The following is a 20,369-nucleotide window of genomic DNA, read 5'->3' on the forward strand; positions in this document are numbered from 1 at the left end:
AGCGCCGGGTAACTGCAGGTGATGCGCCAGAGTGCGGGTCGTCCGTGGCTGGTCGCGCAGTTCCTCCCCCAGCCTCCGGCCGGGGGTACCCCCAGCGCCCCTTGCGGGGCGCAGAACCTTACGGGGCGCTGTCCTCGCCCACCCTGCGGCGGTAGACCTCCACCACTCGTTCCAGGGAGTCCGTGAGGTATGTCTCCAGCAGGCGTTCCGCGGCGCGCCTGTCGCCGCGCTGGAGCGACTCCAGGATCTCCCGGTTGCGGGCCAGGTACGGCTCGTGCAGGGCGTGGGGGTCGTCGACCACGTGGAAGGCGAGGCGGAGTTCCGCGAAGACGCTGCGCATCAGCTCGTCGGTGCGTTCGCTGCCGGCCAGGGCGACGAGTTCCCGGTGGAAGTGGATATTGGCCGTACCCACCGCTTTCCAGTCATCCGCGGTGGCCGCCGACCGCCCCTCGGTGACCGCCGCCGACAGGCTCTCCAGGGCGTACGGCGGGTCGCCGAGGCCGCGGACGACGGCGCACTCGACGAGGGCGCGGGTGCGGTAGATGTCCTCGACGTCCTCCACGGTCAGGACCCGGACGAAGACGCCCCGGTTGAGCTCGTGGACCAGCAGGCGTTCGTGGGTGAGCAGCCGGAACGCCTCGCGCAGGGTGTTGCGGGAGACTCCGAGCGCGCCGCCGATGCCGTCCTCCGACAGGCGGGTGCCCGGCGGGAAGTAGCCCTCGGCGATGCGGCTCCTGAGGATGTCGGAGACCCGTTCCGCGGTGCTGGTCCGCCCGAGGAGGGCGCGGTCGTCGGCCAGTCCCGTCAGCTGCTCTGCCATGCCCGGAATTCAACCGCAGACACCAGAACGAAACAACGTGGGTATTGAAGGATCGTTCAACGATCCCCTACGGTGCTCATCACGCTCACCTTCGTACGGCCGCCGAAGCGGCCGTCGGCACGGCCCCGCACCGCTCAGTCCACGCACCCTCCGTCCCTCATCTGCGAGGTGCCCATGAGCACGACTCCTCCACCGCAGACCCTGTCCGCCGACGCACACCCGGGCAGGGGCGAACGCACCGCCGAGGACGGCGCGTTCGGCTGGCTGCGCGCCCTCGGTCCGCACGGCCGGCGTGCGTTCGCCGGAGCTTTCGGCGGATATGCCCTGGATTCGTACGACTACTTCACCCTGCCGCTGAGCATGGTCGCGCTCGCGGCGTACTTCGGCCTGGACAGCGGCCAGACCGGCCTGTTCACCACCGTCACCCTGGTGGTCTCCGCGGTCGGCGGCGCCGCGGCCGGCGTGTTCGCGGACCGGGTCGGCCGGGTCCGCGCGCTGATGATCACGGTGATCACCTACGCGGTCTTCACGGTGGCCTGCGGCTTCGCACCCAACTACGAGACCCTGCTGGTGTTCCGCGCACTCCAGGGCCTGGGCTTCGGCGGCGAGTGGGCGGTCGGCGCGATCCTGGTCGCCGAGTACGCGAGCGCCCGCCACCGCGGCCGTACGCTCGGCGCCGTCCAGAGTTCCTGGGCCGTCGGCTGGGCGCTCGCCGCGATCGTGTACACGCTGGTCTTCTCGTTCGCCGGCGACGACCTGGCCTGGCGGGTGATGTTCTGGACCGGCGCGCTGCCCGCGCTCCTCGTGCTGTGGCTGCGCCGCCGGGTGCACGACGCCCCGCAGGCGGTCGCGGTACGCGAACAGAGCCCCCGGCGCGGCTCGTTCGTCGCCATCTTCCGGCCGGGCACGGCCGACGCGCCCGGACTGCTGCGCACCACCGTCTTCGCGGGCCTGCTGTCCACGGGTGTGCAGGGCGGCTACTACACGCTGGCCACCTGGATTCCGACGTACCTCAAGACCGAGCGCGGTCTGTCGGTCGTCGGCACCGGCGGCTATCTGACCTTCCTGATCTCGGGAGCCTTCCTCGGCTATCTGACCGGCGGCTACCTGACCGACCGGCTGGGCCGACGCCGCAACATCTGGCTGTTCGCGGTGGCGTCGGCGGTCTGCGTGCTGGCGTACGCGAACATCCCGGGCGGCGCCAACACGCTGCTCCTCGTGCTCGGTTTCCCGCTCGGCTTCTGCATGTCGGCGATCTTCAGCGGCTTCGGTTCGTACCTGAGCGAGCTGTACCCGACGGCGGTGCGCGGCACCGGGCAGGGCTTCACGTACAACGCGGGCCGCGCGGTGGGCGCGGTCTTCCCGACCCTGGTGGGCTTCCTGGCCGACAGCTGGGGCGTGGGCGGCGCGCTGGTCTTCGGCGCGGCCGGCTACGCACTCGCGGCCGTGGCCCTGTTCGGACTTCCGGAGACACGCGGGAAGGAACTGGCGTGAACCGTACGGAAGAGCTCCTTGCCGCCCGTACCGCGGGGGACCTGCCCGTCGCCCTCGTCGACGAGCACGCGCACGCGTGGAGCCCGAGAAGCGCCCGGGCCCGTTTCCGGGAAGGCCTCACGGGCCCCACGGCCGGGGTCGCGGCCGGACACACGCAGGCCAACCTGATCTCGGTGCCCGCCGACTGGGCGTACGACATGCTGCTGTTCTGCCAGCGCAACCCTAAGCCCTGTCCGGTGCTCGACGTCACCGACGCCGGTGCGACCGGCACCGAACTCGCCCAGGGCGCGGACCTGCGCACCGACCTGCCGCGCTACCGGGTGTGGCGGGACGGGGAGTTGGTGGACGAGCCGACGGACGTGCGCGCGTACTGGCGTGACGACCTGGTGTCGTTCCTGCTCGGGTGCAGCTTCACGTTCGAGTGGGCCCTGGCCGGGGCCGGAGTGCCCATCCGCCACGTCGAGCAGGGCCGGAACGTGCCCATGTACGTGACCAGCCGGCCGTGCCGTCCGGCGGGACGGCTGCGCGGGCCGATGGTGGTGTCCATGCGCCCGGTGCCCCCGCAGCATCTGTCGGCGGCCATCCGGGAGAGCAGTCTGCTCCCGGCGGTGCACGGCGGGCCCGTGCACTGCGGCGATCCCGCCGCGCTCGGCATCGCCGACCTCGGCCGGCCCGACTTCGGCGACCCGGTGGAGGCCGAGCCGGACGACATCCCGGTGTTCTGGGCCTGCGGGGTGACCCCGCAGGCGGCGGTGACGGCCTCCCGGCCGCCGTTCGCCATCACACACGCGCCGGGCCAGATGTTCATCAGCGACGCCCGCGACGAGCAGTACCGCGTGGCCTGACAGAAGAGACGGCGCATCCATGACCCCGATCGACCTGAACGCGGACCTCGGCGAGGGCTTCGGCCGCTGGCGGCTCACCGACGACGAGCAGCTGCTGTCCGTCGTGACCAGCGCCAACGTGGCCTGCGGCTTCCACGCGGGAGACGCGGCCACCATGCGGCGGGTGTGCGAGCTGGCGGCCGGGCGCGGGGTGACGATCGGCGCCCAGGTGTCCTACCGGGACCTGGCGGGGTTCGGGCGGCGCGCGATGGACGTGCCGCCCGCCGAGCTGGGGGCCGAGGTGGCCTACCAGATCGGCGCCCTCGAGGTCTTCGCGCGGGCCGCCGGCGCGCGCGTGGCGTACGTGAAGCCGCACGGCGCGCTCTACAACCGGGTCGTGCACGACGAGGAGCAGGCCGCCGCGGTGGTCGACGGCGTGCTCCTCGCGGACGCCTCGCTGCCGGTTCTGGGGCTGCCCGGGTCCCGGCTGCTGGCGCTGGCGGGGGAGGCGGGTCTGCCGACGGTCACGGAGGCGTTCGCCGACCGCGCCTACACCGACGAGGGGACGCTCGTCCCGCGCGGGCGCGAGGGCGCGGTGGTGAGCGATCCGGAAGCGGTCGTGGAACGCTCGGTGGAACTGGCGCGCTCCGGCACGGTCGCCGCGCACTCCGGCGCGCGCATCGCGATACGCGCCCGCTCGCTCTGCCTGCACGGCGACACCCCGGGCGCCGTGGAGCTGGCCCGCAGGGTGCGCGCACGGCTCACGACGGAGGGCTTGACCGTGGCGGCCTTCGCATGAGCACGGGCATGCGCGCGAGCACCAGCGCGAACGCGACCACCAGCGCGAACTCGAGCATCAGCGTCCAGAGCACGGGCGCGAGCGAGAGCACCGCCTCTCCGCCCGCCGTGCCGCCGACGGTCCACCCGGTCGGCGACGACGCCCTGCTCGTCGAGGTCGGCTCCGGCGGGCAGGCCCAGGCCCTGCACGCCGAGTTGCTGCGCCGCCGCGCGGAGGGCTCGCTCACGGTCCGCGAGATCGTGCCCGCCGCCCGCACCGTCCTGCTCGACGGCCTCGACGACCCGGCCCACCTGGCCGCCGAACTGGCCGCCGCCGTGGTCCCGCCCGCTCCCCCACGCGCGCGTGCGGCGATCGAGCTGCCCGTGCGCTACGACGGCCCGGACCTCGCCGTGGTCGCCGCCCACTGGCGGATTCCCGAACGGGAGGTCGCCCGCATCCACGCGGGCACCGAGTTCACGGTCGCCTTCTGCGGCTTCGCGCCCGGCTTCGGCTACCTCACCGGGCTGCCCACCCGCTACGACGTCCCGCGCCGGGCCACCCCGCGCACCGCGGTGCCCGCGGGCGCGGTGGCGCTGGCCGGCCCGTACACCGGCGTGTACCCGCGCTCCTCGCCGGGCGGCTGGCAGCTGATCGGGACGACGGAGGCGGTGCTGTGGGACCACGCGCGGGTGCCGGCCGCGCTGCTGGCGCCGGGGACGCGGGTTCGGTTCGTGCCGGTGGGGGACGTATGACCGACCGTGCGCTCGTCGTCGTACGGGCCGGTGCGCTGACCACCGTGCAGGACCGGGGGCGGCCCGGACACGCGCATCTGGGGGTGCCCCGCTCCGGGGCACTGGACGCGCCCGCCGCGGCACTGGTGAACCGGCTGGTCGGCAACGCACCGGACGCGGCCGTTCTGGAGACGACGCTCAACGGGTGTGCCGTGCGGCCGCGTTCGGCGGTCGTGGTGGCGGTCGGCGGCGCACCGTGCCCCGTCACGGTGGGCGGGCGTCCGGCGGCCTGGGGTGCGCCGGTCGTCGTTGCGGCCGGGGAGCTGCTGGAGGTGGGAGCGGCCCGCTCCGGCGTACGGAGTTATGTGGCCGTCTCCGGCGGGGTCGCGGTGGAACCGGTGCTCGGCAGCCGGTCCACGGACCTGCTCTCCGGGCTGGGTCCCGCCCCGCTGGCGGACGGCACGGTGCTGCCGCTGGGCACGCCCGTGGGACCGCACGCGCGCGTGGACGTCGTACCGCAGCCGTCCCCGCCGGCGGAACTCGTGCTGCGGGTGACGCTCGGCCCGCGGGCCGGCTGGTTCACGGAGGACGCCGTCCGGGCGTTCACCTCGCGCGCGTACCGCGTGTCGTCGGCGAGCAACCGCATCGGGCTGCGCACGGAAGGGCCCGCCCTGGAGCGGGCCCGTGCCGGTGAACTCCCCAGCGAGGGCATGGTTCTCGGCGCCGTGCAGGTGCCGCCGGACGGGCGTCCGGTGGTCTTCCTGGCCGACCATCCGACCACCGGCGGCTATCCGGTGATCGCGGTGGTCCGCGCCGCCGACCTCCCGGCGGCGGCCCAGGCGGTGCCGGGCATCCCGGTCCGCTTCGTGGCCGTACGCCGTCGCTGAACGGCCGTACCACCTGACTGAATCACCGCGGTGGCCTCGTCACGCGGCGTCCGCGGGCCGCTCCGGCGGCTGGAGGGCGGCCAGCGCGGCGGAGACCGCGGCGGACGCGCTCAGGTCCAGGCGGCCGCTGGTGCCCCTGCGGCGGTGCCGCATCTCGTCGACGGCCAGCCGCAGCAGCTGGGGCAGCAGGTCCCGGCAGCGCCTGATCACCCAGGCGGTGCCGGCCGTGGCCAGCCAGAGGAGACTCGCCTTCTTCGTCGGCGGCGGGAACTCGGGCTCGGGGGACGGCGCCGTCCCCGTCGCCATGCCCAGCGGGGCGAGCAGGGCATGGAAGCGGACGGCCAGCTGGCGGTGCCCGCGCTCGCCCGGGTGCAGCCGGTCCGCGCTCCACATCTCGCGGTCGGTGAGCCAGGCGCCCTCCGAGGCGTGCAGGTGGACGGCCCCGTACCGTTCGGACAGGGCGTGCACCACCGCGTTGACCGCACGCCCCCGGCGGGCCAGCGGCCGGGCCAGGGCGCCCGGGAGCCCCCACATCGCACCGGGGTCGGGCAGGCACGCCGTGAGCAGGGTCGCACCCTGCTCGGTCAGGGCCGCGTAGACCCTGTCGAGCCGTTCGGCCACCGCGTGGATGTCGAACGTGCAGCGCAGGGTGTCGTTGACGCCTATGACGACGGCGACGATGTCGGGGCGCAGTTCCAGCGCGACCGGGGTCTGGCGTTCCAGCACGTCGCGCGTCTGTGCCCCGCTGACCGCGAGGTTGGTGAACTCCACGTCCTTCGCGGCGAGTCCGCCGGCCAGCAGCGCGGCCCAGCCGCGCCACCCGTCGCCGGCGGGATCGCCCACGCCCTCGGTCAGCGAGTCGCCGAGTGCCACGAAGCGAACCGTTCTCATGCCACGCCCTCCGGCACGACATGACGGACCGGTGCCGTCGTTCCGCTCTCGTCGCGACTGCCGTCACGGCTCTCGTCACGACGGCACAGCACCGGCGCGTCGTGCGCGGCGAGGAACGCCTCCACGGCCGTTCCCCAGCCGAAGCACTCCGCACGCGCGCGTGCCGTTTCCCGGCGCTCGGCCGCGGGCCGCTCCAGGAGCATCTCCACGGCGTCGGCGAACGCCTCGCCGCGGTCGGCGGCGGTGGCACCGGCCGAACCGATCACCTCGGGGAGCGCGGAGGAGGCGCTGGCGACGACGGGCGTCCCGCAGGCCATGGCCTCCAGGGCGGCCAACCCGAACGTCTCGGCGGGTCCCGGCGCCAGGGCGACGTCGGCGGACGCCTGCAGCGCGCCCAGGCTGTCCCGGTCGGAGACATGCCCCAGGAAGGTCACCGGCAGCCTGCGCTCCCGCACCCGCTGCTCAAGGCGCTCCCGCAGCGGCCCGTCGCCGGCCACGACAAGGACGACCCGGCGGCCGCGCCGTACCAGTGCCTCGACGGCGTCGATGGCGGTGCCGGGCCGCTTCTCCACGGACAGCCGCGAGCACATGACGAGCAGCGCCTCGTCCTCGCGCGCGTACCGGGCCCGCAGGTCGAGGTCGTGCAGCGAGGGGTGGCGGCCCGCGAGGTCGACGCCCAGGGGGGCGCGTACGACGTTGCGCGCGCCGATGCGGATGAACTCGCGCTCGGCGAACTCGGTGGTGCACACCACGCGCGCGTACGTGTGCGCGGTACGGATGTTGAGCGCGTCGGCGGTGCGCCGGGACATGTTCTCGGACATGCCCCAGGTGCGCAGGACCCCGTCGGCGGTCTCGTGGGAGACCATCACGGCGGGGATCCGGGCGCGCCGGGCCCAGCGGCCGGTCCAGCGCAGGGTGGTGCGGTCGGACACCTCGAGGCGGTCCGGGGCGAGGTGCTCCAGGAGGCTCTGGACCCGCTTCTTGTCGACGAGGACGCGGTAGCCGCCGGTGCCGGGCAGCAGCGGGCCGGGCAGCGTGATGACCCGGCCCTGCTCCTCGTACCGGTCCGAGTAGCGCTCGCCCGGCACGATCAGCACCGACTCGTGCCCGGCCGCCACGAAGCCCTTGCCGAGTTCGCGCAGGGCGGTGCGCAGGCCGCCGGAGGCGGGGGCGACGAAGTTGGCCAGCCGGACGATGCGCAGCGGGCCCGGCGTGGCGCTCATGCCGCCACCACCGGCCGGCGCGCCGCGAGCACGTCCTCGTAGTGGCCGATCAGCTGGTCGCCGACGGCGGCCCAGGTACGGCCCTCGACCGTGGTCCGCGCGGCGTGGCCGAACGCGGCCCGCATCCCGGCGTCGGCGACGAGGGAGGCCACGGCCTCCCGTACGGCACCGGCGTCGCGGGGCGGGACCAGGAACCCGGTGCGGCCGTGGTCGACCAGGTCGATCGGACCGCCGACGGCGGGCGCGACGACCGGGACACCGCTGGCCATGGCCTCCTGGACGGTCTGGCAGAACGTCTCGAAGGGGCCGGTGTGCGCAAAGACGTCGAACGAAGCGAAGATCCGCGCGAGGTCGTCACCGGTGCGGCGGCCCAGGAAGACCGCGCCCGGCAGCGCCTCGGTGAGGTGGGCCTGGGCGGGCCCGTCGCCCACGATCACGACCTTGACGCCCTCCAGGCCGCAGACGCCGGCGAGGAGTTCGACCTGCTTCTCGGGGGCGAGGCGGCCGACGTAGCCGACGATGACCTCGCCGTTCGGGGCGATCTCCCGGCGCAGCGCCTCGTCGCGGAACTCGGGACGGAAGCGGACGGTGTCCACGCCGCGCTGCCACAGCTGGATCCGGGGCACCCCGTGCGCCTCCAGGTCGCTGATGGAGGCGGTGGACGGGGCGAGGGTGCGGTCGGCGGCGCCGTGCACGGACCGGATCCGCCGCCAGGCGGCCGCCTCGCCGGCGCCCACGTAGGTGCGGGCGTATCCGGCCAGGTCGGTCTGGTAGACGGCGACGGCCGGGATGCCGAGCCGGGCGGCGGCGGCCATGCCGCGGACGCCGAGGATGAAGGGGCTGGCCAGGTGCACCACGTCGGGGCGGTGCTCGATCAGCGCGGCGGCGAGCTTGCGGCTGGGGAGAGCCACGCGGACCTGGGGATAGCCCGGGAGCGGAAGGGAGGGGACGTGGACGACAGGGCACGGCGCGGCGGCCGCGGCGAGCCTGTTTCCGGGGGCGGGGGCCGGAGCGACGACGAGGGGAGCGTGACCGCGATCGACGAGGTGTCGGGCGGTCTGGAGCGCGCAGTGGGCCACGCCGTTCACATCGGGGGGAAAGGATTCGGTCACGATGACGACACGCATACCGGTGTTGTCGCCGTGCTGGACGTGGCCGCGTCAAAGTGGATCTTTCCGACTGTTAAACGTCCCATGAGCGTTGCCCTGCACACCCGAGCACGCCAACCGGCGTCCATGCCCGGCCGACCCGATGGTCACCGGCCGTTCATCCGGCGGGCAGTCGTCCGCGTTCGGAACGCGTACGGGATCCCCCGTGGTTCCCGTGGTTTTCGTGCTTCCCGTGGAGAAGCAGGTGTGTGTCCGATGCAGTGATATGTCACATGGCAGCCGGGTCCGGTCCGATACGGCTGCGCACGGCCGTCTGTACCTCCGCCTCCTCGGCGGGGTCGGCGGCGAGCCGGCGGAGCTGTTCGACGACCCGGGCGTCACCGGTCTCGGCGTGCCGGGCGGCGAGTTCACGGGTGGTCTCCTCGCAGTCCCACAGGCATTCGACGGCGAAGCCGGTGGCGAAGGAGGGGTCGGTGGCGGCGAGGGCGCGGGCGGCGCGGCCGCGGAGGTGGGACGAGGCGGTCTCGCGGTAGACGTGGCGCAGGACGGGGGCGGCGCAGACGATGCCGAGGCGCCCGGTGCCGTCGACAAGGGTCCACAACGTCGGCGCGTCCGGGCCTTCGCCGCGTACGGCCTCCCGCAGCGCGGCGAGGACCAGTTCGCTGTCCTTGGTCCCGCCCCGGCAGGCGAGCATCCGGCCGGCGGCGGCGCCGAGGGCGTCCGGCCGGCGGGCCCACCCGCGTGCGCGGTCGACGGCGGCGACACTGCGCATGCGTTCGAAGGCGTCGACGGCGGCCTCCACGACGGCGACCGTGCCGTCGGCGACCGCGGCCTCGATGAGGTTCAGCGCGTCCGGGTCGTTGCTGTCGGCGAGGTAGCGCAGGGCGGTACAGCGGGCTCCGTCGATGCCGTCCTTGGCGGCCTGGAGGATCTCCGGCCGGTCCTCGGGGCCGGCGACGGCGACCAGGCAGCGGGCGGCCGGCACATGGAGGGCCGCGCCCCGCTCGACGCCCTGGTGGGCCCATTCGAAGACGGCCCGCACGCTCCACCCCGGACGGGGCCCGGTAGGTCGCAGCTGCCGCTGCCAGCGGTCGAAGCAGCCGGCCTCCTGCGCGGCACGCACGCGCGTGGCGATGGGTTCGCGGGGATCCTCGGCCCACAGCCGCCAGGGCCGTGGCTCGAACGCGTCCCGTACGGCGGCGGCCAGCTCGGCCTCGCCCTCGGCGTCCGTGGTGAAACGTGCCAGCACGGGGGCGGCGAGGGCGCGCAGGCCGGCGTCGTCGTCGCGCAGCGCCAGCTCGTCCAGGGCCCAGGCCCAGTTCGAGCCCGTCGCGGCATACCTGCGCAGCAGGTCGAGCGCGTCCCGCCTGCCGTAGGAGGCGAGGTGCCCGAGGACGGCCAGCGCGAGGCCGGTGCGGGACTCCTCGGTGTCGAGGACGTCCTCGGTGTCGAAGAGATGCGCCTCGATGGCGTCCAGCTCGCCGTGCAGGTCGAGGTAGAGCCGGGCGTAGTACAGGGAGCGGTTCTCCACCTGCCAGTCGTGGCGGGGGTCGTGGAGCACGCAGTGGTTCAGCGCCGCGAGCGCCTCGGCGCGCGGGGCGGTGAGCGCGTGCAGCGTACCGTCGCCACGGCCCCGCTGAAGCAGGCCGAGCAGCGTACCGCTGGGCGCTATGACCGGATCGAACATGGGAAACAGCCTCACATCAAGCGTCGACGCAACCGGAGAACACGCACTACCTGGCCGCGTGACACAACGTCGGAGCGCCCGCCGTCTCTTGCTTGCTGTAGACCATTTCTCTCTGCCTCTCGTCAGTGGCCCATGCGGGCCGCATCACGGCCCGCGCGGTGCGGCAACACCTGCCCAGCCATCGCGTCCGTGAATCACGACGTCATGATGACTCGGCACTTCGACCTGCCGCGACCGAAATTTCGGCGGCCCTGTACCGCCTCCCCCGTTTTGTGTGTTTTAGCTGGCCAGAACAGATGGGTCAGGAGGTGCCGAACAGTTCCAGAACCTCCGTCTTGCCGAACATCCGTGCGGTGTCGACGGCCGAGGGAGTGCCCGCCGCCGGGTCCGCGCCGGCCTCCACCAGCACCTTGACGACGTCCGTCTCGCCCTTGAAGACCGCTCCGGCGAGTGGCGTCTGGCCCCGGTCGTTGACCCGGTCCGCCTCGGCGCCCCGGGCGAGCAGCTCACGCACCGCCGCGGCATGGCCGTGATAGGCGGCGAGCATCACGAGGGAGTCACCGCGGTCGTTGGTGAGGTTGGCGGGAACGCCCGCGTCGAGGTACGCCACGAGCTCCTCGGTCCGCCCCTGCCGGGCCAGATCGAAGATCTTGGTCGCCAGCTCCACGACCTCGGGGTCGGGGGCTTCGCTCATCGGCCGGACCGCCTCTCCTGTGCACTGCGGGGACTATCGCGGACTGAGGGAGCGTACGGCAACGGGCGGGCCGCGGGGCCGTACGAGTGAATCGCCAGCGTACTGGCTCAAGGTGCACATGACCGGATCTGCCCGAGGTAAAGATCACCGCACCCCCGCCGAACGATCACTCTCCCGCACGTCGGGGCGGCCGATCCGGCCGACACAGAACAAGAATGATCCCCCAAATGAGTGAAATAAGCCGAGATTCACTCATTTGCACCTTTAATCGTATGGATACCTGCTGTGATCCTGGAAGAACTCATGGTGACTGTCCCCCTTCGACACCAGGAGATCTCAAATGATCCTCTCCATCTCAGGCGTCATCGTGCTCGGCATCGTGGTCTTCCTCTTCTTCCGCAAGGACGGACTGAAGCCGTCGCACGCCACGGTCTCGGCGCTCTTCGGCTTCTATCTCTCCAGCACGGCCATCGCACCGAGCATCAAGGCAGGCGGCGAGAGCCTGGCGAGCCTGCTCGGCGGCATCAAGTTCTGACGCCCCGCCCGCCCGTACGCACCGTGAGGAGACAGCAGTGGCCCGGCGCCCTCTCCCCCGCATTCTGAGCAACGGCGGCGCGCAGCTCGCCCGGAGCCGGGAGCTGGCCCGGACGGCCGCCGACAGCGCCACCGATGTCCTCCACCCCCTCATCACCGTGACCCGCGGGCTGAGCCGGCTGGCCGCGGCCGGGCGGCGCAGATGGGTGGAGACACCCAAGGACAAGCGCGGGCCGCTCCTGTTCCTTGCGGCCTCCGTCGTCCTGGTCGTGGCGCTGGTGCCGTACGGACCGCTGCTCGCCGTCATCACCCTGATGGCGGCGAGCGCCTGGCAGGGCCGCGACCGCACCCCGCCCCCGCCGGAGGGCCCCGACGAGTCGCAGACGCAGCGGCTCCAGTCCCTGTACGAGGCCCTGGTGCCGTACTTCTCGGCCGCCGAGGACCCGGCGCCGCTGTACGCACACGGCGGAGAGTGGGACAAGGCCTTCCTCGCCCACGAGTTCGACGACGCGGGCCGCCTCGGCCAGCTGCTGCTCCGCTACCCCGCGTACTTCCCGGACGGCGAGCCGCAGGCCCGCGCGCGGATCGAGAACCTGCTCACCGCGAAGTCCGGACGGGGCCGCGAGTACCACTTCGCGTGGGACGAGGAGGGCAACCGGCTCACGGTGACCGTCCTCGCCCCGCTGCCCACCGACATCGCCGCGCAGCGCTTCGTCACCGCGCCGGGCGAGACGGTCCTCGGGTTCACCGACCCCAGCGAGGTCCAGCGCACGCTCCCGCTCGGGTACGGCGACGAACAGCGTGACGTACCGCCGGTCGTCTGGCGCACCGGCGCCCGCTCCACCGAACCTCACCTGCTGGTCATGGGCCGTCCCGGCAGCGGTACCTCGACCCTGCTGCGCTCCGTCGCCCTGCAGGCCCTCCAGTACGGCGACGTCCTTATCGTCGAGGGAGGCGGCACCGGCGAGTACATGTGCCTCGCCGGGCGGGACGGGGTCCTCGCGGTGGAGTGCGGGCTCGCCGGGGCCCTGGCCAGCCTGGAGTGGGCCGCGAACGAGACGGAGCGGCGGCTCATCGCCCTCAGCCGCGCACGCCAGGCGGGCCACCCGCCGCCGGACGACTGCCGCCGGCCCCTGTGGATCCTCCTCGACCGCCCCAGCGCCTTCGTCCACCTGGCCGCGGCGGACGGCCACAAGGACCTGCAGGCCCTCCTTGAGGCTCCCCTACGGCACGGCCGCGCGGCCAACGTCACCGTGGTGGTCGCCGAACAGCTCGACAACGCGGACGTGTTGAGCGAGGCGGTACGACAGCACGCGTGCGCGCGTGTCGTGCTGGGACCGGCGCTGCCGGACGAACTGGCCGCGGCACTGGGGGCGCCGCCGCACACGACGCCGTTGGCTCAGGTGCCGCCGGGGCGGGGGTATGCGCGGCTGGGGCACGGTCCGGTGCTGCGGCTTCAGGTGCCGGCGACTCCGGATCCGTACGACGACGCGACGAGCGAGGTGGACCGGGAGGCGGTGCTGGCCTTGTTGCCGCCGAGGAACGAGGGGGTGGAGCAAGCGGTGCCCTTGGAGGCCGCGGTCGCCGAGGGCTGAGGTACGGGTGGGTGTCGCTCGCCCCCGCTTGCGGGGTGCCTCCCCCAGCCTTCGGCCGGGGGAGGAACTGCGCGACCAGCCCCCACGCGCCCGCGGTCGAACCACAACCCGCCGCTACGCGACAAACGTCCGCGGCGCCTCGCCGTTCCCCCCGCTCGCACCCGACTCCACCATCCGCGCCGCCGCCGCCAGCCGTACCGCCGCCTCCTCCGCCACCGCTCCACCGACGGTGAACGGAAGGCGCACGTAGCCCTCGAAGGCCCCGTCGACCCCGAAGCGCGGTCCGGACGGGACGCGGACGCCCACCCGCTCCCCCGCCTCCGCCAGCCGGGAGCCGGACAGTCCCCCGGCCCGGACCCAGAGGGTCAGCCCGCCCTTCGGCACCTCGAACTCCCAGGTCGGCAGCTCGCGGCGGACCGCCGCCACCAGGGCGTCCCGGTTCTCGCGGGCCTGGGCCCGGCGCAGGTCGACGGCCTGGGCCCAGCCTCCCGTGCTGAACAGCCAGTTCACCGCCAGCTGCTCCAGCACCGGCGTGCCCAGGTCGGCGTAGGCCCGCGCCGCGACCAGGCTGCGGATCACGTCGGGAGCCGCCCGCACCCAGCCGATGCGCATGCCCGCCCAGAACGCCTTGCTGGCGGAGCCCACGGTGATGACGGTGGAGCCCGCCGGGTCGAAGCCGCAGACCGGCCGGGGCATCGCCACGTCGTCGTCGAGCCACAGCTCGCTCATCGTCTCGTCGGCGACCAGCACCGTGCCCGCCGAGCGGGCCGCGTCCACCAGCCGGCGCCGTTGGTCGTCGTCGGCGAGCGCCCCGGTGGGGTTGTGGAAGTCGGCGACCACATACGCGATCCGGGGCGCCGCCTCCCGCAGCACCTGGCGCCAGCGGTCCAGGTCCCAGCCGCCAAGGCCCTCGGCCATCGCCACCGGCACCAGGCGGGCGCCGGCCTCCCGCATCAGCTGGAGGATGTTGGCGTAGGACGGCGACTCGACGGCGATGCGCTCGCCGCGCCCGCCGAAGAGGTGGCAGATCGCGTCGATCGCGCCCATCGCACCGGTCGTGACCATGATCTGCTCGGGCATGGTGGGGATCCCGCGCGCCGTGTAGCGCTCGGCGATCATCGACCGCAGGACGGGGAGCCCGGCCGGGTAGTCGCCGTGGGTGTGGGCGTACGGCGGGAGTTCCGCCAGCGCGCCCTGGACCGCACGGGTCAGCCACGGCTCGGGCGCGGGCGGTGCGGCGGTGCCCAGGTCGATCACCGAGCCGAGCGCCTCGGGAGGCAGGGGTTCCAGGCCGCGGGCCGGGAGCGGGTTGCCCGCCGGCACCGCGGTCCAGCTGCCCGCGCCCCGGCGGGACTCCAGGAAGCCCTCCGCGCGCAGCGCCTCGTACGCCGCCGCCACCGTCGTACGGCTGACGGACAGGGCGAGGGCCAGCTCGCGTTCGGCGGGCAGCCGGGCGGCGACCGGGACGCGGCCCTCCAGGACCAGCAGCCGGATACCGTCGGCGAGGGCGCGGTAGGCCGGCGGCCGCCGGGTGCCGGGGCCGGCCGGACGGTCCTGCTGTGAGTTGAGCAGCCGGGCGAGCTGCGCGGGCCCCACCGCAGAGGTCCACTGCGCCATGTGAATCAGTCCACCTTCCCCGAATTGGCCATGGATAGGTTTCCCTTGCAAGCCACAGAGTGACACGAGCCAGTCCACCTTTTCCACCGCCATCCTTTCCACCAGGGGGTACCTCTTGTCCACGCAAGGCCGTCTCGGGCGACGGTTCGTCCAGCTCTACGTGGGGCTCACGCTGTACGGCGTCAGTTCCGCGCTGCTCGTCGAGGCGGGCCTCGGCCTGGAGCCCTGGGGCGTGCTGCACCAGGGGCTCGCCGGGCACACCGGGCTGAGCATCGGCACGGTGTCGATCGTCGTCGGGGCCGCCGTGCTGCTCCTGTGGGTCCCGCTGCGCCAGCGGCCGGGCCTCGGCACGGTCTCCAACGTCTTCGTCATCGGCCTCGCCATGAACGCAGCGCTCGCCGTCCTCCCCGGTGCCCACGCGTTCGCCGTGCGGATTCCGCTGATGGCGGCCGGCATCGTGGTCAACGGGGCGGCGACCGGCCTGTACATCGCGGCGAACTTCGGCCCCGGCCCGCGGGACGGCCTGATGACGGGGCTGCACCGGCGTACCGGTCGCTCGATACGGCTCATCCGCACGGCGATCGAGGTCGCGGTGGTCGTCACCGGGTTCGCGCTCGGCGGGACGGTCGGTGTCGGCACGCTGCTCTACGCGGTGTCCATCGGACCGCTCGCGCAGCTGTTCCTGAGGGTGTTCGCCGTCCCGGCGGCATCCGGCCGCAGCACGGTCGTTGCCACGGGGTCACCCGAGCGCGCGATACTGCGCAAGTGAGCACGCTGACCCGCCACCCGTACCTGGACCACCCCGGCCCCATCGCCTTCGCCCATCGAGGCGGAGCCGCGGACGGCCTGGAGAACACCGTGGCGCAGTTCCGGCGCGCGGTCGCACTCGGCTACCGGTACATCGAGACCGATGTGCACGCCACGGCGGACGGCAGGCTCGTCGCCTTCCACGACGACACCCTCGACCGGGTCACCGACGGGGCCGGCCGGATCGCCGACCTGCCGTGGGAGGACGTACGGCAGGCGCGCGTGGCGGGCCGCGAGCCGCTTCCCCTCTTCGAGGAGCTGCTGGAGGAGTTCCCGGACGTCCGCTGGAACGTGGACGCCAAGGCGGAACCTGCCCTGCGGCCGCTCCTCGACCTCATCGAGAAGACGGACTCCTACGACCGGGTCTGCGTCGGGTCGTTCTCGGAGGCGCGGGTACTGCGGGCGCAGCGGCTGGCCGGGCCGCGCCTGGCCACCTCGTTCGGTACGCGCGGTGTGGTCGGGCTGCGGCTGCGCTCCTGGGGTCTGCCCGCCTCGGTGCGCCGCTCGGCGGTGGCCGCGCAGGTGCCCGAGTCCCAGTCGGGGGTCCCGGTGGTCGACCGGCGCTTCGTGCGCGCCGCCCACGCGCTCGGTCTGCACGTCCACGTCTGGACCATCAACGAACCCGAGCGGATGCACCGGCTCCTGGACCTGGGAGTGGATGGCATCATGACCGATCACATCGACACATTGCGTGAGGTCATGCAGAAGCGCGGCGTCTGGTTCTGAGGCGCGCGGGCGGCACTGCTGCGGGAGAGGCAAGGGCGCGGGTGGGCACCGAAACCGTGCAGTCGGGGGTCTTCGACGAGGGCACCGACCTGCGGCGCGAACAGCGCGGCTGGTATTTCTACGACTGGGCGTGCTCGGTCTACTCGACGAGCGTCCTGACCGTGTTCCTCGGTCCGTACCTCACGTCGGTCGCCGACCACGCGGCGGACGCCGACGGCTACGTCCACCCGCTGGGCATCCCCGTCCGGGCGGGCTCCTTCTTCGCCTACTCGGTCTCCCTGTCGGTGATCCTCGCGGTCGTGCTCATGCCCCTGGTGGGCAGCGCGGCCGACCGCACCGGCCGCAAGAAGCGGCTGCTGGGCGTGGCCGCGTACGCCGGGGCCGCGGCGACGACGGGCATGTTCTTCCTGGACGGCGACCGCTATCTGCTCGGCGGGCTGCTGCTGATCGTCGCGAACGCCGCCCAGTCCGTCGCCCTGATGCTCTACAACTCCTACCTTCCCCAGATCGCCCCGCCCGAGGAACGCGACACGATCTCCGCCCGGGGCTGGGCCTTCGGCTACGTGGCCGGCTCACTGGTGCTGATCGTCAACCTGGTCCTCTACTCCGCCCACGGCTCCTTCGGCCTCTCCGAGACGGAGGCGGTCCGCATCTGCCTGGCCGGGGCAGGGCTGTGGTGGGGCGCCTTCACCCTCGTACCGCTGCGCCGGCTGCGCGACCGGGGCGGCCGTACGGGCGGGGCGGCGGCTCCGGGGCTGCGTCAACTCGCGGCGACGGCCCGGGACATGCGCCGCCATCCGCTGACGCTCTCCTTCCTGCTGGCGTACCTCGTCTACAACGACGGCATCCAGACCGTGATCTCCCAGGCGTCCGTCTACGGCTCTCAGGAGCTCGGGCTCGGCCAGTCCACGCTCATCGGCGCGGTCCTGATGGTGCAGGTGCTGGCGGTGGCGGGCGCGCTCACGATGGGGCGGCTGGCCAGGACGTACGGGGCGAAGCGTACGATCCTGGGATCGCTGGTGGCATGGACGGTGACGCTGGCGGCCGGGTACTTCCTGCCGGCCAAGGCACCTGTGTGGTTCTTCGCCCTCGCGGCCGGCATCGGTCTCGTCCTCGGCGGCAGCCAGGCCCTGTCCCGCTCCCTGTTCTCCCATCTCGTGCCGCCTGGAAAAGAAGCCGAGTACTTCGCGGCGTACGAGATGAGCGATCGGGGGATGAGCTGGCTGGGACCATTGTTGTTCGGGATCACCTACCAGCTGACCGGGAGCTACCGCTCGGCGATCATCTCACTGGTGGCCTTCTTCGTGATCGGGTTCGCGCTGCTCGCGCGGGTGCCGGTGCGACGGGCGATCGGCGAGGCGGGCAATCCGGTTCCGCAGAAGATTTAGCGTTCAACGCGGAAGGGCGGTAGTGTACGCGTTTGGCCTGCCAGGCGTACCGTTACTGCGCGTCAAAGATGCCGAAACGCTGGGTGACATCTGCTAGCAGATGTGACAAACCGGGCGCCGGTGGGTACAACAAGGGGCGGCTACGACGGCGACGCATGACTCGGAACGGGAATCTTTACCGCCGACCGGACGTTGACCGGATGACGACGACAGCGACACCTGTCCTGTGGGCGACAAGCCCGGGAGGCACGATTCATGAGTGAGCGAGCTCTTCGCGGTACGCGCCTCGTGGTGACCAGCTACGAGACGGACCGCGGTATCGACCTGGCCCCGCGCCAGGCCGTGGAGTACGCATGCGAGAAGGGGCACCGGTTCGAGATGCCCTTCTCGGTCGAGGCGGAGATCCCGCCGGAGTGGGAGTGCAAGGTCTGCGGGGCCCAGGCACTCCTCGTGGACGGCGACGGCCCTGAAGAGAAGAAGGCCAAGCCCGCGCGTACCCACTGGGACATGCTGATGGAGCGGCGCACCCGTGAGGAACTCGAAGAGGTCCTTGAGGAGCGTCTGGCGGTTCTGCGTTCCGGGGCGATGAACATCGCGATTCATCCCAGGGACAGCCGCAAGTCCGCATAGTTCCGTGTAACGGAAGCCGACACAACAACCGAGGGCGCCGTACGTTCTGTGAACGTACGGCGCCCTCGGTTGTTGTGAGGCAGGCGCACTCACCGCGTCAGCGGCGGCCGCTCCCCGGTCGGCTCGTCCCCCGGCCGGGGACCGTCGTTCCTGATCACCTCGCCCTGGACGACCTTTCCGTCCGGGCGGTGCATGCGGGCCTGCTGGAAGGCGTCGCCCAGGGTGCCGGGGGCGGCGGTGCGGAGCTTGCGGTCGAGGGTGCGCTCGGCGAAACGCGAGACGGCCTTCTGGACCGGGGGCAGCAGGAGCAGCAGGCCGAGGGCGTCGGAGACCAGGCCGGGGATCATGAGGAGCAGGCCACCCAGCATCATCAGGCCGTTCCCACCGCCGCGCTCCGGGGAGCCGCCGCGCTGGATCGCCTCGTTGAGGCTCTGGAAGGCACGCCGGCCGGCCCGCTTGATGACCACCGAACCGGCGACGAAGCCCGCCACCAGCAGCAGGAGCACGGTCATGCCGCCCGCCGCCCCCGCGACCACCGTCAGCAGCCAGATCTCCAGCACCAGCCAGACCGCGAGACCCAGCGGCAGGTATCTGCCCAGCCGGGAGCGGCGGGGCCGGGTGGTGTACGGAGGGGTCTGCGCGCCAGTCGTCATGCACCCAGTGTGCCTGGGCGCGGCTCAGTGCGGCATAAGGGGATGATCAACCGGAACCGTAAGGTTCCCGGGCGTCCGCTAGGACGGCTTGCCCTTGCCGGTCAGACGGCCCACCCGGTCGGTGAAGCCCCACGAGGTGACCCGCCACAGCGCCTCGACGAGGATGTCGCGGCTCATCTTGGAGTCGCCGAACTCCCGCTCGACGAAGGTGATGGGCACCTCGACGACCTGGTAGCCGGCCTTGACCGCGCGGCGGGCCAGGTCGACCTGGAAGCAGTACCCCTGCGAGGCGACCTCGTCGAGCCCCAGGCCCTCCAGGGTCTCGCGGCGGAAGGCGCGGTACCCGCCGGTGATGTCCCGGAGGGGGAGGTCGAGGGCGAGCCGGGAGTACAGGGAGCCGCCCCGGGAGATGAACTCACGGGACTTCGGCCAGTTGACCACCCGGCCGCCGGGCACCCAGCGGGAGCCGAGCACCAGGTCGGCGCCCTTCAGCGCGGTCAGCAGCCGGGGCAGTTCCTCCGGCTGGTGGGAGCCGTCGGCGTCCATCTCGACGAGCACGCCGTAGCCGTTGTCCATGCCCCAGCGGAAGCCGGCGAGGTAGGCGGCGCCGAGGCCTTCCTTGCCCTTGCGGTGCAGTACCTGGACGTGGTCGTCCTCGGCGGCCAGTTCGTCGGCGAGCTTGCCCGTGCCGTCGGGGCTGTTGTCGTCAGCCACCAGCACGTGTGCCTCGGGGACGGCCTGGCGCACCCGGCCGACGATGGACTTGATGTTCTCCGCCTCGTTGTACGTGGGAATGATCACCAAGGCCGTGCCGAGCGGGCCGAACCGCCTCCCCTGGGGCTGTGCCGCAAGGGTTTCGTCGCCGTCGTTCACTGCTGCCCCTTCATGTCGTACGCAGAGGACCACCATAGTGGCCGCGGCCTGCACTGACGCGACAGCTCATTCGGATGGTGGTGTCTATTCCGCAAGAATGGGGTAAGGATGCCCGTTTCGGGTGGCGGCCATACGTGCTTTCGTCACTCTGTTCCCCTGCGGATGGGGGCCCGGCGCCCTTCGGGCCGACCTGGGACCCGCTGGCTGCGGGTCGACCGAAAGCCGTTGTCTACTGAGCTCCGGGCCCCACCCGGGTCACACCTCCCGACCGGCCGGAACGTTCCCTCGTCGGCGCGGGCGCTGAGCCTGGCTCCCAGTGACGGTGCCCCGGTGCGGCACACCGTCCCTGACCCAGCGGCGCTGCGACGAGTGCGCGAACTGCTCCCCGGTCGGGCGTCCGGTGGTGGA

Annotated in this window: 20 protein-coding genes; 11 read left to right on the plus strand and 9 right to left on the minus strand. The window is 72.8% G+C overall.

The genetic code is table 11. From position 1 onward, the window contains the following. Nucleotides 1–118: 118 nt before the first annotated feature. Nucleotides 119–820 carry a GntR family transcriptional regulator gene (locus ACFY0K_RS25175; RefSeq protein ID WP_390641771.1) on the minus strand — a complete coding sequence of 234 codons (702 nt, stop codon included), beginning with the start codon at nucleotides 818–820 and terminating at the stop codon, nucleotides 119–121. A gap of 174 nt (nucleotides 821–994) precedes the next feature. Here ACFY0K_RS25175 and ACFY0K_RS25180 point away from each other — a divergent pair, with 174 nt between their 5' ends. From ACFY0K_RS25180 to ACFY0K_RS25200, 5 genes are read left to right on the plus strand one after another with little or no spacing between them, the layout of a single operon-like run. Then, complete coding sequence (locus ACFY0K_RS25180) at nucleotides 995–2,314, plus strand: MFS transporter (RefSeq protein ID WP_390641772.1); 1,320 nt, start codon at nucleotides 995–997, stop codon at nucleotides 2,312–2,314. After that, nucleotides 2,311–3,159, plus strand: coding sequence for a putative hydro-lyase (locus ACFY0K_RS25185; RefSeq protein WP_390641773.1), 849 nt, complete (start codon nucleotides 2,311–2,313; stop codon nucleotides 3,157–3,159). The genes ACFY0K_RS25180 and ACFY0K_RS25185 overlap by 4 nt, the downstream gene beginning before the upstream one ends. A gap of 19 nt (nucleotides 3,160–3,178) precedes the next feature. Continuing rightward, nucleotides 3,179–3,937, plus strand: a complete 759-nt coding sequence (locus ACFY0K_RS25190) for a LamB/YcsF family protein (protein ID WP_390641774.1) — start codon at nucleotides 3,179–3,181, stop codon at nucleotides 3,935–3,937. A gap of 8 nt (nucleotides 3,938–3,945) precedes the next feature. Then, nucleotides 3,946–4,668 carry an allophanate hydrolase subunit 1 gene (locus tag ACFY0K_RS25195; protein ID WP_390641775.1) on the plus strand — a complete coding sequence of 241 codons (723 nt, stop codon included), beginning with the start codon at nucleotides 3,946–3,948 and terminating at the stop codon, nucleotides 4,666–4,668. Then, nucleotides 4,665–5,534, plus strand: a complete 870-nt coding sequence (locus ACFY0K_RS25200) for a biotin-dependent carboxyltransferase family protein (protein WP_390641776.1) — start codon at nucleotides 4,665–4,667, stop codon at nucleotides 5,532–5,534. The genes ACFY0K_RS25195 and ACFY0K_RS25200 overlap by 4 nt, the downstream gene beginning before the upstream one ends. Before the next feature lie 39 nt (nucleotides 5,535–5,573). Here the strand turns inward: ACFY0K_RS25200 and ACFY0K_RS25205 are convergent, their stop codons facing one another. From ACFY0K_RS25205 to ACFY0K_RS25225, 5 genes are all read right to left on the minus strand, one after another. Next, nucleotides 5,574–6,425, minus strand: coding sequence for an SGNH/GDSL hydrolase family protein (locus ACFY0K_RS25205; protein ID WP_390641777.1), 852 nt, complete (start codon nucleotides 6,423–6,425; stop codon nucleotides 5,574–5,576). After that, on the minus strand, nucleotides 6,422–7,648 hold the full coding sequence (locus ACFY0K_RS25210; protein ID WP_390641778.1) for a glycosyltransferase: 1,227 nt from the start codon (nucleotides 7,646–7,648) through the stop codon (nucleotides 6,422–6,424). The genes ACFY0K_RS25205 and ACFY0K_RS25210 overlap by 4 nt, the downstream gene beginning before the upstream one ends. Further along, the gene (locus ACFY0K_RS25215) at nucleotides 7,645–8,775 is read right to left on the minus strand and encodes a glycosyltransferase family 4 protein (protein WP_382724220.1); all 1,131 of its coding nucleotides are present in this window, start codon (nucleotides 8,773–8,775) and stop codon (nucleotides 7,645–7,647) included. The genes ACFY0K_RS25210 and ACFY0K_RS25215 overlap by 4 nt, the downstream gene beginning before the upstream one ends. A 250-nt stretch (nucleotides 8,776–9,025) precedes the next feature. Further along, the gene (locus ACFY0K_RS25220; protein WP_390641779.1) at nucleotides 9,026–10,444 is read right to left on the minus strand and encodes a HEAT repeat domain-containing protein; all 1,419 of its coding nucleotides are present in this window, start codon (nucleotides 10,442–10,444) and stop codon (nucleotides 9,026–9,028) included. A gap of 301 nt (nucleotides 10,445–10,745) precedes the next feature. Further along, nucleotides 10,746–11,138, minus strand: a complete 393-nt coding sequence (locus ACFY0K_RS25225) for an ankyrin repeat domain-containing protein (protein WP_390641780.1) — start codon at nucleotides 11,136–11,138, stop codon at nucleotides 10,746–10,748. 340 nt (nucleotides 11,139–11,478) lie between these two features. On the opposite strand from ACFY0K_RS25225, the gene ACFY0K_RS25230 reads away from it, so the two are divergent. Next, nucleotides 11,479–11,673, plus strand: a complete 195-nt coding sequence (locus ACFY0K_RS25230; protein ID WP_093505521.1) for a hypothetical protein — start codon at nucleotides 11,479–11,481, stop codon at nucleotides 11,671–11,673. A gap of 37 nt (nucleotides 11,674–11,710) precedes the next feature. Then, nucleotides 11,711–13,267 carry a hypothetical protein gene (locus tag ACFY0K_RS25235; protein ID WP_390641781.1) on the plus strand — a complete coding sequence of 519 codons (1,557 nt, stop codon included), beginning with the start codon at nucleotides 11,711–11,713 and terminating at the stop codon, nucleotides 13,265–13,267. A gap of 114 nt (nucleotides 13,268–13,381) precedes the next feature. On the opposite strand, the gene ACFY0K_RS25240 is transcribed toward ACFY0K_RS25235, so the two are convergent. Further along, nucleotides 13,382–14,884, minus strand: coding sequence for a PLP-dependent aminotransferase family protein (locus ACFY0K_RS25240; RefSeq protein ID WP_390641782.1), 1,503 nt, complete (start codon nucleotides 14,882–14,884; stop codon nucleotides 13,382–13,384). A gap of 115 nt (nucleotides 14,885–14,999) precedes the next feature. Here ACFY0K_RS25240 and ACFY0K_RS25245 point away from each other — a divergent pair, with 115 nt between their 5' ends. From ACFY0K_RS25245 to ACFY0K_RS25260, 4 genes are all read left to right on the plus strand, one after another. Continuing rightward, nucleotides 15,000–15,653 (plus strand): YitT family protein, encoded by a 654-nt coding sequence (locus ACFY0K_RS25245; protein WP_390641783.1) that lies wholly within the window; start codon nucleotides 15,000–15,002, stop codon nucleotides 15,651–15,653. Beyond that, a complete protein-coding gene (locus tag ACFY0K_RS25250; protein WP_390641784.1) occupies nucleotides 15,650–16,417 on the plus strand; it encodes a glycerophosphodiester phosphodiesterase in 768 nt (255 codons plus the stop codon). The genes ACFY0K_RS25245 and ACFY0K_RS25250 overlap by 4 nt, the downstream gene beginning before the upstream one ends. 41 nt (nucleotides 16,418–16,458) lie before the next feature. Then, nucleotides 16,459–17,805 carry an MFS transporter gene (locus ACFY0K_RS25255; RefSeq protein WP_390641785.1) on the plus strand — a complete coding sequence of 449 codons (1,347 nt, stop codon included), beginning with the start codon at nucleotides 16,459–16,461 and terminating at the stop codon, nucleotides 17,803–17,805. 255 nt (nucleotides 17,806–18,060) lie between these two features. Continuing rightward, the gene (locus tag ACFY0K_RS25260) at nucleotides 18,061–18,435 is read left to right on the plus strand and encodes an RNA polymerase-binding protein RbpA (RefSeq protein ID WP_010046329.1); all 375 of its coding nucleotides are present in this window, start codon (nucleotides 18,061–18,063) and stop codon (nucleotides 18,433–18,435) included. Nucleotides 18,436–18,524: 89 nt separating this feature from the next. Here ACFY0K_RS25260 and fxsA read toward each other — a convergent pair whose 3' ends face one another. Further along, a complete protein-coding gene (gene fxsA / locus ACFY0K_RS25265; RefSeq protein ID WP_390641786.1) occupies nucleotides 18,525–19,088 on the minus strand; it encodes an FxsA family membrane protein in 564 nt (187 codons plus the stop codon). A 78-nt stretch (nucleotides 19,089–19,166) separates the two neighbouring features. After that, on the minus strand, nucleotides 19,167–19,961 hold the full coding sequence (locus ACFY0K_RS25270) for a polyprenol monophosphomannose synthase (protein ID WP_382724230.1): 795 nt from the start codon (nucleotides 19,959–19,961) through the stop codon (nucleotides 19,167–19,169). Between the last annotated feature and the right edge of the window lie 408 nt (nucleotides 19,962–20,369).

The organism is Streptomyces sp. NPDC001507, from assembly GCF_042894765.1.
In the GTDB taxonomy this organism is placed as follows: Bacteria; Actinomycetota; Actinomycetes; order Streptomycetales; family Streptomycetaceae; genus Streptomyces.